The following is a 14,588-nucleotide window of genomic DNA, read 5'->3' on the forward strand; positions in this document are numbered from 1 at the left end:
ATGAGTTTTTTAGAAAAAATTAGAAAAAATACATGGATTTTATTTATGTTTATAGGAATAGCTTTATTATCTTTTATATTAGATCCCAATATTTTATTTAAATTTTTTACCAGAAATTCTAATATTATTGGTAAAGTAAATGGAGAAAATATTTCTATAAAAGAATATGTTGATTGTTTTCAATTTTTAAAACGATTGCGTCAGGAAGAACCAGATTTTTACTTAAAAAATGAAGCTTGGAATTTATTAATTCATGAAAAATTATTAAATCAACAAGCATTAAAATTAGGATTACAAATTACAGACAAAGATTTTTGGAATGCTATATCTAAACAATCTATATATAGTTATATTTCTGAATTTCAAGATTCTAATGGAAATTTAGATATGAATAAATTTAAATTATATTTAAAAAAATTGGAAAAAAAAACCATTGTAACTAATTCTCAAATTGAAGAAGAAAAAAATATTTGGTCCTATGAAAAAAATAATATTCCAAAAAGAATTCTTGCAAAAAAATATATAGAAATGTTAATGTATGGATTAAATACTTCCTCGGTAGAAGCGGAATTGAATTATAAAGAAAAAAATTCTTTTTCTATTGTTGATTATATTTTTATTCCTTATTCAGAAATAGAACATAAATATAATATTTATTTAGAAGATTCTGAAATTAAGAACTATATAAAAAAACATAAATTCCTTTATAAAAAAGAAAATTTAAGAAGTCTTAGTTTTGCAATTATCCGATCAAAACCTTCTTTAGAAGATGAGAGGGATATGGAAAATAAAATGAAAGAATTATTTCAAAAATTTAAATATACCAATCAAAATTCTATTTTTGTTTCCAAAAAATCTGAAAAATCTTTTGACCCCAATTTTTATTTAAAAAAAAATCTTCCTATTTTTTTGCAAAATTTTATTATTCAAAAAAATAAAAATGGAAGTATGTTTGGTCCTTTAAAAGTAGGAAATACATATATAATAGCAAAAATTATTGGAAAAAAAATGATATCTGATTCTGTTTTATCAAGCCATATATTGATTTCTCATAAAAATGCTATACGTTCTTCTAATAAAAGAACTGAAAAAAAAGCTGAAGAAATTGCTAAAAAAATATATAATATCCTTAAAAAGGATCCTTCTAAATTTGATTCCTTAGTTCAAGAAAAATCTGATGATACAGTTAATGATAAAAAGAATAAAGGAAGTTTAGGATGGTTAAAATATGAAGAACAAAATTCTTTTGGGACATTTAATATTTTTAATGAAGAAAATAAAAATGGAACAATTGGATTAACAAAAACTGAATATGGATATCATATTTTAAGAATCGATAAAAAAAGTCCTATTGAATCTGCTTATCAATTTGCTGTAATTATAAAAACACTTATTCCATCTAAAAAAACGGAAAATTTTATTTCTAATAATGTTAGAAAATTTATTATAAAAAATAAAAATTCTAATTTGAATACATTTATTAAAAATGCAAGAAGCAAAGAATATGAAACTATTTTTTTGAAAAATGTTAGATATAATCAATGGACAATAAGTGATTTAAATACAGAATTAGATAGAGAAATTATTAATTGGTCTTTCGAAAAAAAAAGAAAAGAAAGAGATATAAAAATAATATATAATTCAAATAGAGATTGTATTATTGTTTATCTTTCAAATATTCAAAAAAGAGTATTTCCTATTGAAAAAATAAAAAATAACTTAATCATATTTCTTAGAAAAAAGAAAATAGAAAAATTATTATATAATATAATAGAAAGAAAATCTATTTCTAGAAATTTAGAAAAAATAGCATTTTATTTTTCTAAAAAAATAAAAAAAAATTATAAAATAAATTTTTTTGATTCTATGATTAATAATTATAAAGAGCCTAAAGTAGTTGGGTCTTCTTTTTCTTTAAAATTAAAAAATACTTCTAAACCTATCTTTGGTAAAAATGGAATATTTTTTATAAAACCATTAAAGAATATTTATAATTATAAAAAACCTTCTTATTTTTCTTATGAAATAGAAGTTTTAAATTCTTTTTTGAGAAAAAAAATTTTAGAATCTTTAGCAAAAAAATTGATAAATAATTCGAAAATAAAAGATTATAGAACTAATTTTTAGTTACGTTTTATAGAGGAATAGATTTTTGATTTTTTAATAGATTTTTGTTTCTTTTCATAAAAAGAATCAATATTATTTTTATTTATTTCATTTTGAATTTTATTTTTTGCATTTCTTAAATATCTTATTCCTTCTCCCATACTACGAGCTATATCCGGTATTTTTTTTGGTCCAAATATAATTATAGCTATAAAAATAATAAAAAAACTTTCTTCAATACTAATAAATAAAAAATTTATCATTTTTTTTTCTAATTTTTATTAGATAAATCATATACTATAGACGATGCTATAAATATAGAAGAATAAGTTCCAATTCCTATTCCAAGAAACAAAGCTAACATAAAACCACGAATAGTAGTTCCTCCAAAGAAAAAAATAGTACAGATAACTAACATAGTTATGAATGATGTATTCATAGTTCTGGTTAAAGTTTGATTAATTCCATTATTTATAATTTTATAAAAAGAAATTGAAGAAGGTGTAATTTTTAATATTTTTCGAATTTTATCATAAACAATTACTGTATCATTGATAGAATAACCAATTATAGTCAATATAGCTGCAATAAAAGTTTGATCTATTTCTAGAATAGGAATCCATTTATGAAAAAAAGAAAATATTCCAAGAACAATAATTATGTCATGTAGTAAAGAAATTAAAGCACCTAAACCAAATTGCCATTTTTTAAATCTAATAAAAATATAAAAAAATATTACTAATAAGGATAAAAGTATTGAAATAAATGCATTATTAGTAATGTCTTTAGCTATAATGGGTCCAACTTTTTCAATAGATAAAATACCTAAAGATTTTTCTTTTCCTAATATTTTAAAACTATTAAAATCAATAGTATTAAAATAAGGTTTTAATGTAACAAACATTTTTTCCAAAATTTCTCTGTCTATTTTATTACTTTCATTCCGTATTTTATATTTAGTTATTACCTTCAATTGATTTTCATTACCAAATGTTTTGACTTCTGGAAATGATGGTATTCCATTTTCTATAAAAGATTGAGACAAAAGATAAGATATTTTTTCTGGAATAACTTTATGATCAAAACGAATAAGATAAGAACGTCCTCCAACAAAATCTATTCCCAAGTTTAATCCTTTATAAAAAAGTGATAAAAAACTAATAATAACACAGATAAAGGATATAGTATAAGTTAATTTTCTTTTAGATAAAAAATCCCATTGAATATTTTTAATCTTATTAATTAATATTTTATGGTAGTTAAAGGAAATATTTTTATACTTATTTAAATGAAATTCTAAGAATAATCTTACTAAAAAAATAGAAGTAAACATCGAAGTAAAAATTCCAATAATCAATGTCGTAGAAAATCCTTTAATAGGACCTATTCCAAAGTAAAATAAAATAAAACCACATAATAGAGTAGTTATTTGACCATCAATAACAGAAGATAATGCTCCATTTATAGTATAGCTATTTACAATAGCTATACGTATAGAATTTCCTTTTTTTATCTCTTCTTTAATTTTTTCATAAAAAAGAATATTAGCATCCATAGACATTGCTAATGTTAATATTATTCCCGAAATTCCAGGAAAAGTTAATACAGCATTTATAGATATTAAAATTCCAAATATAAATATTAAATTAAAAATTAATGCTATATTAGCATATAAACCAGGAATATAATAATAAAAAAATATCCAAATAAATACGAAAAATATAGATATAAAAAATGACAATATTCCTTTTTGAATAGATTCTTTTCCTAAAGATGGTCCTATTATTTCAGATTGAATTATTTTTACTGAAGTAGGTAATCTTCCAGCATTTAATATGTTTACTAAATCTTCAGATTCTTGTAAAGATAAACGTCCTGATATTTGGGACATCCCATTAGGGATTATTGATTTTACAATAGGAGCTGTATAAACTAAATTATCTAGAACTATAGCTATATTTTTTCCAATATTTTTTTCAGTAAGCATTTTCCAATTTCTAGATCCAATCTGATTCATTTTTATATTCACAATTATTTCATTAAATGGACCAAAAGATTTATATGCTTTAACAATCATATCTCCATTTAATGGATAAATTTCTTTTTCATAATTTGTTTTTTTTATAGAAAATAATTGAAAAAATTTTTTATTTTTATATTGATGTTTTTTATATCCCCAAAAGAATTTTATATCTCGTAAATTATATGGTAAAAATTCTTTAGATTCATTTGAATTCAAAAATTCATTAACTATTTTCAAATATTTTTGATCTACCAAACCTACAATTGGATTATTAGTATATTTAATAATATGAGGAATGTTTAATATATCTATTAAAGATTTATTTTCATTGATTTTATTTTTGAAAAATTTTTTATTTATATCTTCAAAATATGGAATAATTTCCTGTAAACTATATATTTCAAAAAAATTTAATTCAGCTTTTTTTTGCAAAATATTTTTTATTCTATCGACATTTTTTATTCCAGATAATTCTATTAAAATTCTATTTGAATTATTAATTCTTTGTATATTTGGCTGAATAACTCCAAATTTATCTATTCTAGATCTAAGAATATTATAAGTGGAAATAATAGATTGATCTATCTTTTTTTTAATAATATTTTCTATTTCTTTATTAGAACTATTATAGTTTATTTCTTCTATATGAGATTTTATTCCAAATAAATCCGAAAGAGAAAAATCTATGTTCATTTTTTCTCTTTCTTGATAAAAATATTTTAAAAAAGAAGAAAAATAATCAATATTTGGATTTTTTTCTTTTTTTTTATCTGTTTTTTCCAATGATTTTAAAAAAATAGGATTTTTAGAATTATCAGAAAATTTTTTTAATAAGTCTTTTTCAGATATTTCTAATATCATACTGATTCCACCTTTTAAGTCTAATCCTAAATTGATGGTTTTATTTTTTAATAATCCTATTTTTTTTTCATTTTCTAAATTTCCATTAGAATCAACGTAAGACTCTTTTCCTAACTTATAAGGATAAAAACTAAAACATATATAATACAAACAAATTATAGTTAACGAAATAACTGTAAAAATTGTAAAAAAGTTTTTTATACGCATTCTAATGATTTTTATGGTAAAAATATAAAAATTAGAATAGAATAAAATTTTCTAATTATCTTTAGCATTTAGTGGATTAAGAAAATTAAATGAATGCACTTGAAAAAATCTTATCTTATTCAAAACCTTACAAATATCACTATATTCTAAATATATCGTGTAATTTTTTACATTCTTTATTTTCAGTTTTATCTATAATATCTATTTCTCCGGTATTAAGTATTTTTCTAAAAATTACTGATGTAAAAAAAGAAAATAAAACAACATTTTTAAATCTTTTGGATGGATCCTTAAATTTTATTCAAAAATATTTTCATTATTACATTAATATTTTATCAGACAAATATGGAAAAATAAATACACTTGGAATTTTTTGTATTTTTATTATTTTACTTTGTTTTTTACGAAATACCTTTAGATATTTAGCTGAATATTTCATGATAGGAATAAGAACATCTATTGTCAAAAATATTCGAAATGATTTTCATCGAAAAATATTATCTATTCCAACAATATTTTTTTATGATAAAAAAAATGGAGATTTGATGTCTAGATTATCTAATGATGTAAATGAAATAGAAGTATCTATTGTAAATTCTTTAGCAAATATAATTAGTTCTCCCATTATGGTTTTTTTTCATTTGCTTACTTTATCTTTTATGAGTTATCAATTAACTTTATTTACTTTTATTTTACTTCCATTAATGGGAACATTAATTTCTATTATAGGAAAAAGTTTGAAAAAAGATGCAAGAGGAGCTCAAAATCAATTAGGAGAATTATTTTCAGTTGTAGAAGAAACCTTAAATTTTACAAAAATTATAAATATTTTTAATGCAGAAAATCAGATGCAAAAACGTTTTGAAAAAGTATCTGAATGTCAAAAAAAACTTTCTGCACGTGTAAATCGTAAAAAAGAATTAGCTTCTCCTATTAGTGAATTTTTAGGAACTATTACTATGATATTGATTGTTTGGTATGGAGGAAAACTTTTTTTAGAAAAAAAAGGAATGGCCCCAGAAATACTTTTTTCTTTTGTAGGTCTTTTTTTTCAAATTATTAATCCAGCAAAAAATTTAGTTAATTCTATATCAAATATTCAAAAAGGTAAGGCTTCTGCAGAACGAATTGTAGAAATATTAAATACTAAATGTTTTCAACATGATCAAAAAAAACAATTAAAATCTATTTTTCATTTTAAAAATGAAATTTTATTTCGTAATGTTTCATTAACATATAATAAATTAGTATTAATTCAGAATTTAAATTTTTCTTTAAAAAAAGGGAAAAACATAGCTCTCATTGGAAGATCTGGAAGTGGTAAATCTACTATTGCAAATTTACTTGCTAATTTTTATGAAGTTTCTTCTGGAGAAATTACTATTGATGGAATTAATATTAGTTATTTAAAAAATAAAGATTATAGAAAGTTATTAGGAATGGTAACGCAAGAACCAGTTCTTTTTAATGATTCTGTTTTAAATAATATTGCATTAGGATTAGAAGAAAAAATATCTATAAGTTCTGTAATAAAAGCAGCTAAAATTGCAAATGCTCATTATTTTATTAAAAAACTTCCAAATGGATATGATACTATTATTGGGTATAATGGGAATCAATTATCTATGGGTCAAAAACAAAGGATTAGTATAGCTCGAGCTGTATTAAAAAATCCTCCAATTATGATTTTAGATGAAGCGACTTCCTCTTTAGATATAGAATCAGAAACAATGATTCAAAATTCTTTAAATAAGATGATGAAAAATTCTACTTCATTAATAATAGCGCATAGATTATCTTCTAATATTATAAAAAATGTGGATTATATCATGATTTTAGAAAAAGGAAAAATAATTGAACAAGGTCCTACACATGTTTTAATATCCAAAAAAGGTACTTACAGTAATTTTTAATAAAGAAAATGAAAAATTTTATTTTAAATTATATTACAGATATTACTGAAAATCCTATAAGGTCTTTTTCGATTATAGGAAATTTATTTTTAATAGAAAGTATTTTATCAATAGATAATGCAGCTATGTTAGCCTCTATGATTATGAAATTAAAAAAAGAAGATAGAAAAAAAGCTTTAAAATATGGAATTTTGGGGGCATATTTTTTTAGAGGGATTAGCTTAATATTTGCCTCTATTTTGATTAAAATTTGGTGGTTAAAACTATTAGGAGGCCTATATTTAGTTTATATTGGAATAAGTCATTTTTTTTTAAAAAAATTGGTTAAAAAAAATTCGAAAAAGAATATAATATTACGAAATTCTTTTTGGAAAATTATTATTTCTATAGAAATAATGGATCTAGCTTTTTCCATTGATAATATATTTGCTACTATTGCTTTTTCAGAAAATTTTATATTAATTTTTATAGGAATTTTTATAGGAATTTTAACAATGAGATTTACCGCTCAAAAATTTGTAAAATTAATGGAAATTTATCCTTTTTTAAAAAATTCTGCCTTTTCCGTTATTTTATTACTTGGAATAAAACTTATATTTTCTTTTTTTGAGAAAAAATATTATACAAATCATCATATTTATTTAGAAAGCATTTTTTCATTTTTTACCATAATTTTATTTTTATCCCCAATTTTTTATACTTGTATATCCAATTGGATACACAAAAAAAAGTTAAATTAATATGATTATTGGATCTTCTAATATTTCTTTTAAAAAAGAAAGAAAATTACTACCTGTAGTACCATCTATAATTCTATGATCACAAGATAAAGTAACTTTCATAATGTTACCTATTACAATTTTGGAATCTTTAATGATAGGTTTTTCTATAATAGATCCTACAGATAGAATAGAAGAATTAGGAAGATTAATAATAGAAGTAAAAAATTCAATTCCATACATTCCTAAATTTGAAACTGTGAATGTGCTATTTTCTAATTCTTCTGGTTGGATTTTTCTTGATTTTGAACATAAAACTTTATATTTTATTTCTTGAGAAATTTGTAATAATGATTTTTGATCAGCATTTTTAATTACTGGAACAATTAATCCATCTTTTATAGCTACTGCAATGCCAATATTAATATAGGAATGATATATAATTTCTTTTTCTTTCCAAGAAACATTTAAATTTGTATATCTTTTTAAAGATATAGTTACTGCTTTAATAATGATATCATTAAAAGATATTTTTTCTTCTTTAGAAAGTTTATCATTTAAATTTTTTCTCAAATTAATCATTTTTTCTGCATTAATTTCTATAAAAAGATAATAGTGTGGAGCTGTAAATTTGGAATATATTAAATGTTCTGCTATTCTTTTCCTCATAGAAGAAATATTTATTCGTTTATCTTCTTTTGGATCCTTTGATTTTCTTATTAATTTTTCTTTGTAAGCTTCAATATCTCTTTTAATAATACGATTATTTTTTCCACTTCCTTTGATTTTATTTATAGAAATCCCTATTTTTTTTGCTATTTTTTTTGCTAAAGGAGAAATAAAAATTCTACATTTTTTTTCTTTTTTAAGATTATTTTCTTCTTTTTGTTTAAAAAAAAAGTTAGAATTTTCTATCAATGAATTTATATCTTCTCCTTTTTCCCCAATAATAGCTAACATATCATTAACACGGGTTGTTTCTCCTTCTTTTATACCAATAAAAAGTAAATAGCCACTTACATCAATTTCGAAATCTTGAATTGCTTTATCGGTTTCAATTTCCGCTAAAATATCTCCTTCTGATACTTGATCTCCTACTTTTTTATTCCACTTGATTACAGTCCCTTCCTGCATGGTATCGCTTAATTGAGGCATAAATATTATTTCAGCCATTATTTTAAGATATTTTTTTTACATAATAAAAAATTATTATGAATATGGAACTTCATCTAAAAAAGGATAATTAGATTCATAATAAACAGCATTATACATTTGTTGAATAGAAGGAATATCTGATTTTTCTGCAAAATTAGCACAGGATTCTACTTCTTTTTTTATTTTACTTTCAATAAAGTTTAACTTTTCTACAGTTTCCCATTTATTTTTTATGATAATATTTTTTATTTTTAAAATAGGATCTTTTTTTTTATATAAAAGAATTTCTTCTTTGTTACGATATAATTCTGAATCCGACATAGAATGTCCTCTATACCTATAAGTTTTAATATCTAAAAAAGTAGAACCATTTCCACTTCTAGCAATTTCAATAGCTTTATAAGTTGCTTTTGCAATTTTTTTAGGGTCCATTCCATCTACAGGATAAGAAGGCATTCCATAGGATAGACCAATTTTATAAATTTCTTTTATATTTGTACTTTTTTCTACGGAAGTTCCCATAGCATATTGATTATTTTCGCAAATAAATACAACTGGTAATTTCCATAACATAGCCATGTTAAAAGTTTCGTGTAAGGATCCTTGTCTAACAGCACCATCTCCCATAATTGTTAATGTAACTGCATCATTATTAAAATATTTATCAGCAAAAGCTATACCAGCTCCTAATGGAATTTGTCCACCTACAATACCATGTCCACCGTAAAAACGATGTTTTTTACTAAAAATATGCATAGAACCTCCAATTCCATGAGAAGTTCCGGTCTCTTTACCTAGAAGTTCTGCCATAACTTTTTTCGGATTTACTCCCATAGAAATAGGTAATATATGACATCTATAAGCCGTAATAATTTTATCTTTAGAAAGATCCATCGCATGGGTAATTCCAGCAGGAATAGCTTCTTGTCCATTATATAAATGTAGAAATCCTCTAATTTTTTGTTTTAAATATAAGGATCTACATTTATTCTCAAAAATTCTCCAAAAAAACATGTCTTTAAACCATTTTAGGTAAGTTTCTGTGGTAATTTTTTTCATAAAAGAAAAAACTTTACGAGGTTATTATTTACAAATTTAATCATATAAATCTACAAAGAATTTAGATAATTAGATAAAAGGAATCAAACTTTCTAATGTATTTTTTCTAGAACCTTTGATCAGTATATAATCTGTTTTAAAAGATATATTTTTTATCCGTTGTATGAATATATTTTTATTAAAAAATTTTATAATTTTATCGGATGTTTGAATATTCGTATTAAAAAATATTTTTCCTATCAAAAATATTGAATTTATATTGCTTTTTTCTAAGTAAAAAATAATTTTTTTATGTTCATCTTCAGAATAATTTCCTAATTCTAACATATCACCTAATATAGCTATTTTATTTCCTATAATTTTATTATTAAAAAAAGTAAGAGCTTTTATCATGCTACTAGGGTTAGCATTATAGCAATCTATAATGATTTTTATATTGTTTTTTTTTAAAATTTGAGAACGATTATTATTAGGAATAAATTCTTCTATGGTTTTTTTAATTTTTTTTAAAGAAATTTGAAAATAAATTCCAATAGTGATAGAAGAAGCTATATTATATAAGTTATAATCTCCTACTAATGGAGAAACTATTTTTATATTTTTAATACATAAAATAGATTTTAATCCAATTTTATTCCATAAATATTGAATGATGATATCTGTATTTGAATTTACTTTTTCTGAAAAAATATATCTATTCATTCCTATACTGTTAATTAATTGTATAGGATCATCTCCATTGACAAAAACTTTTTTTTTATTTTTTTTTAAAAAATTGTATAATTCCAATTTTCCACGAATAATTCCTTTTATATTTTTGAATCCTTCTAAATGAGCTTTTCCAAAATTAGTTATATATCCATAATCTGGATTAATTATAGAACACATTTTTTTTATTTCTTTTTCATGATTTGCTCCAATTTCTATCACTGCTATTTGTGTATTTTTATGCATAGATAATATAGTTAATGGAATTCCTATATGATTATTAAAATTACCTTTAGTATGATGAACATTTTCATATTTTTTAGAGAGAATAGATGTTATTAATTCTTTAGTAGTTGTTTTTCCATTACTTCCTGTAATAGCAATAATAGGTATATTTATTAGTTTAAATCTATGATAAATAGCTAATTGATGTAAAAAATATAAGGAATTTTTTACATAGAAAATATTCTTATGAAGAAAAGAATATTTTTTATTATCTACTATAGCAATCATTGCTCCATTTAAAATTGCTTCATAAGCAAATTGATTTCCATCAAATTTTTTTCCTTTTAAAGAAAAAAAAATAGAGTTTTTTTTTATTTTTTTACTATTTATTTCTATTCCAGAGGAAATAGAATAAAAATTATATAAATTTTGTATGGTCATCCCTATTTTAGTAAATAGATAAAAAATTTTTAAAGAAGATCTTTTTCAAGTTTTATTTTTAAATTATTAATATTAGTAATAACTGTTCTTTTTTGATCTTTAATATAAGATATATAACCTGTTTCTTCGGAAATAACAAGACAAATGGAATCCGTTTTTTCAGATAATCCAATAGCTGCTCTATGACGAAGACCTAAACGAGATGGAATTTCTTTATTATAAGAAACAGGAAGAATTGCTCTTGTTCTTACTATTTTGTTTCCTATAATAATTACTGCACCATCATGTAATGGACTATTTTTATAAAAAATACTTTCTAAAATAGGACTATTTACTTTAGCATCCATTTCATCCCCATTTTGTATAAATTCTTTTATATCTTGATATAATTGAATTACAATTAAAACACCCGTTTTATCTCCTGATAAAATTGCACAAGATCTTACAACACTATCTATAGTTTCTGTTTTTACGGAAAATCTTGATTTTTCGAATTTTCCAAAGATAGAAAGAATAAATTTTTTAAAAAAAATTCTACTTCCAACTATAAGAAGAAATTTTCTTATTTCTGGTTGAAATAAAATAATTAAAGCTAAAAATCCTCCTTTAAAAAAAATGCTTATAACGATACTAAGGAGTTTCATTTTATACGCTTCTACTATTTTCCAGAATACAAAAGTTGCAATAATTCCGTAAAAAATATTTAAAGCCGCTGTATTATAAACAAGTCTATATACTTGAAATAAAATAATAGCTACTAGAAAAATATCTAAAATATCAATGAAAGAAATTTTCCAAAAATATAAAAATGAAAAAAAAAAAGGAATTATGATAACATAAATTTATTAATAAAAATTTATAAAATTTTTCTATAATATTGTACTAATTTTATACATTCTATAGCTTCTTTTACATCATGAACACGTAATAATTTTATTTTTTTTAAAAGAGCTAATGTATGAATGATAGAAGTTGCATTCAGAGATTCTTTAGAAGAAATATTAAGAATATTATGAATCATAGATTTTCTAGAAATTCCTATTAAAATTAAATGATCCTCAAATCCCAATAAAGATAAATTTTTTAATAATTGGAAATTTTGTTTTTCAGTTTTTCCAAAACCAAATCCTGGATCTAAAATGATATCATTAATTCCATATTTTTTTAATAAAAAAATTTTTTTAGCAAAAAAGTTATTTATTTCTATAATGATGTTATAATAATATGGATTTTTTTGCATATTTTCTGGAGTTCCCTTCATGTGATTTAATATATATGGTATCTTAAGTTTCGATAATAAAGAAAACATTTTTGGATCTAACATTCCTCCAGATATGTCATTGATCATTATAGCTCCTTCTTCTACAGCAATTCTTGCTATTTCACTTCGAAAAGTATCTATAGATATTCGAACATTTGGAAATTTTTTTATTATAGAACGAATAGGTTTTATAACACGTTTTATTTCTTCTTCTACTGTTGGATATTTGGATCCTGGACGAGTAGAACATCCCCCAATATCTATGAAGTCTGATCCTTCATTTAATAGATTTTCTACATGTTTTAATACACTTAATTCAGAATTAAACTTACCTCCATCATAAAAAGAATCAGGAGTTAAATTAACTATTCCCATAACTTTTGGTTCTTTAAAAGAAAATAAAGTTCCTGCACAATTAATTGTCATTAAAAAACTATTTTTAATTCATTTTTAAAATTAAATGAGATGAATCATATTTCCATTGATTTTATCATAAAAAAATGTAAAAAATTATTTAAAAAAAAATTAAAAGATTATGATCTATCGTGGAAAATCATAAAAATATATTCTATGATAGATCAAATTTTTATTAAAGTATTTCGTATACAAAATATTCAAAAAAGAGGATATCAAAAAGTAAAAGAGGAAAAAATTATAGATACATATATAGATGTGATAAATTATATTATTATTACGATAATAAAATTAAATACTTCTAATAATCTTGAAAAAAATATTTCTCATTCTAAGATTATTTGTCTTTATATTCAACAATTTAATAAAATTAAAAATTGGAAAAAAAATATAGAATTATATAATAAAAAAATAGGGGATCCTTCAATAGAAAAAATTTTAGAATATATTTTCTATTTGAAAAAAAAAAAAGAAAAAATATTATCTAATAATTTAGAAATAATTTTTTTTAAAATTTTAAAAATAACAATTCTTTTATTGATAAAGGATATAAAAAAAAATAAATGAAATTTTATTTATATTTTATCAAAAATTCATCTTAGGATTATTAGAATAAATTTAAAAATGAAAAAAAAAGTTATAATTGCAAATTGGAAAATGAATCACGATTTCTATGAAACGACTTCTTATCTTAGAAACTTATTAAAAATCATTTTTGAAAATAAAATTAATCAAAAAAAAATAATTATTGCTCCATCTTTTCCATTTTTACATATTTCAAATCAAATTTTACAGGGGACTACTTTAAGTATTGCTGCACAAAATATCCATCAAATGGACAATGGATCTTATACTGGAGAAGTATCGGCACCTATGTTGAGATCTATAGGAATTAAAAAGGTAATATTAGGACATAGTGAACGTAGAAAATATTTTACAGAAACGAATGAAATTCTTATCAAAAAAATTAAAATTGCATTAAAATATGGATTTAATATTATTTTTTGTGTAGGAGAAACGGAAGTAGATAGAGAAAAAAAAGAACATTTTCTTACCGTAAAAAATCAATTAGAAAAAACAATTTTTTATTTTTCTTTAGAAGAAATAAATTCCTTTATTATAGCGTATGAACCTATATGGGCTATTGGGACTGGAAAAACAGCTACTCCTGAAATAGCTCAACATATGCATCAATATATACGTACCTTATTTTTGAATAAATATGGAAAACGTGGGGCCAATGATTTATCTATTTTGTATGGAGGAAGTATAAATGATATGAATGCAAAAAATCTTTTTTTACAGAAAGATATCGATGGAGGTCTGGTTGGTAATTATTCCCTTAATATAAAAAAATTTTTAAAAATTATTCAATCCTAATTTTTATTTATTATCTTTATAATTTGAAAAATTATTATGGCCTCGTAGCTTAATTGGATAGAGCATCTGACTACGGATCAGAAGGTTATGGGTTCGACTCCCCTCGAGGTCTTATT

12 protein-coding genes and 1 tRNA gene are annotated in these 14,588 nt (G+C 21.9%); 6 read left to right on the plus strand and 7 right to left on the minus strand.

The window, feature by feature from the left end; all coding sequences use genetic code 11:
- Positions 1–2,127 (plus strand): peptidylprolyl isomerase, encoded by a 2,127-nt coding sequence (locus tag DM780_RS00435; RefSeq protein WP_110548540.1) that lies wholly within the window; start codon positions 1–3, stop codon positions 2,125–2,127.
- Here the strand turns inward: DM780_RS00435 and DM780_RS00440 are convergent.
- Together DM780_RS00440 and secD are read right to left on the minus strand one after the other, a co-directional pair.
- Positions 2,124–2,369, minus strand: a complete 246-nt coding sequence (locus DM780_RS00440; protein ID WP_110548541.1) for a twin-arginine translocase TatA/TatE family subunit — start codon at positions 2,367–2,369, stop codon at positions 2,124–2,126. The genes DM780_RS00435 and DM780_RS00440 overlap by 4 nt on opposite strands.
- An 8-nt stretch (positions 2,370–2,377) precedes the next feature.
- Positions 2,378–5,197: a protein translocase subunit SecD gene (gene secD, locus DM780_RS00445; RefSeq protein ID WP_110548542.1), complete on the minus strand. Its 2,820-nt coding sequence runs from the start codon at positions 5,195–5,197 to the stop codon at positions 2,378–2,380.
- Positions 5,198–5,286: 89 nt separating this feature from the next.
- On the opposite strand from secD, the gene DM780_RS00450 reads away from it, so the two are divergent.
- Both DM780_RS00450 and DM780_RS00455 read left to right on the plus strand, forming a co-directional pair.
- Positions 5,287–7,110 (plus strand): ABC transporter ATP-binding protein, encoded by a 1,824-nt coding sequence (locus tag DM780_RS00450; protein WP_110548543.1) that lies wholly within the window; start codon positions 5,287–5,289, stop codon positions 7,108–7,110.
- A gap of 8 nt (positions 7,111–7,118) precedes the next feature.
- Positions 7,119–7,850: a TerC family protein gene (locus DM780_RS00455; protein ID WP_110548544.1), complete on the plus strand. Its 732-nt coding sequence runs from the start codon at positions 7,119–7,121 to the stop codon at positions 7,848–7,850.
- On the opposite strand, the gene DM780_RS00460 is transcribed toward DM780_RS00455, so the two are convergent.
- From DM780_RS00460 to folP, 5 genes are all read right to left on the minus strand, one after another.
- A complete protein-coding gene (locus DM780_RS00460; RefSeq protein WP_110548545.1) occupies positions 7,842–9,002 on the minus strand; it encodes a dihydrolipoamide acetyltransferase family protein in 1,161 nt (386 codons plus the stop codon). The two genes, DM780_RS00455 and DM780_RS00460, sit on opposite strands and share 9 nt — an antisense overlap.
- A 36-nt stretch (positions 9,003–9,038) precedes the next feature.
- Entirely contained in the window at positions 9,039–10,043 is a 1,005-nt protein-coding gene (pdhA, locus tag DM780_RS00465) for a pyruvate dehydrogenase (acetyl-transferring) E1 component subunit alpha (RefSeq protein WP_110548546.1), read from the minus strand.
- Between the two features lie 69 nt (positions 10,044–10,112).
- On the minus strand, positions 10,113–11,417 hold the full coding sequence (locus DM780_RS00470) for a UDP-N-acetylmuramoyl-tripeptide--D-alanyl-D-alanine ligase (RefSeq protein WP_110548547.1): 1,305 nt from the start codon (positions 11,415–11,417) through the stop codon (positions 10,113–10,115).
- 29 nt (positions 11,418–11,446) lie between these two features.
- Positions 11,447–12,247, minus strand: a complete 801-nt coding sequence (locus tag DM780_RS00475) for a diadenylate cyclase (RefSeq protein WP_110548548.1) — start codon at positions 12,245–12,247, stop codon at positions 11,447–11,449.
- Positions 12,248–12,273: 26 nt separating this feature from the next.
- The gene (gene folP / locus DM780_RS00480) at positions 12,274–13,104 is read right to left on the minus strand and encodes a dihydropteroate synthase (protein ID WP_110548549.1); all 831 of its coding nucleotides are present in this window, start codon (positions 13,102–13,104) and stop codon (positions 12,274–12,276) included.
- Between the two features lie 39 nt (positions 13,105–13,143).
- On the opposite strand from folP, the gene DM780_RS00485 reads away from it, so the two are divergent.
- From DM780_RS00485 to DM780_RS00495, 3 genes are all read left to right on the plus strand, one after another.
- On the plus strand, positions 13,144–13,659 hold the full coding sequence (locus DM780_RS00485; protein ID WP_110548550.1) for a nucleotide modification associated domain-containing protein: 516 nt from the start codon (positions 13,144–13,146) through the stop codon (positions 13,657–13,659).
- A 57-nt stretch (positions 13,660–13,716) separates the two neighbouring features.
- Positions 13,717–14,472, plus strand: coding sequence for a triose-phosphate isomerase (gene tpiA / locus DM780_RS00490; protein ID WP_110548551.1), 756 nt, complete (start codon positions 13,717–13,719; stop codon positions 14,470–14,472).
- Between the two features lie 38 nt (positions 14,473–14,510).
- Positions 14,511–14,584: transfer RNA gene (locus tag DM780_RS00495), tRNA-Arg, on the plus strand.
- Positions 14,585–14,588 lie beyond the last annotated feature (4 nt).

Origin of the sequence: Blattabacterium punctulatus (assembly GCF_003226695.1) — a bacterium.
Lineage (GTDB): Bacteria > Bacteroidota > Bacteroidia > Flavobacteriales > Blattabacteriaceae > Blattabacterium > Blattabacterium punctulatus.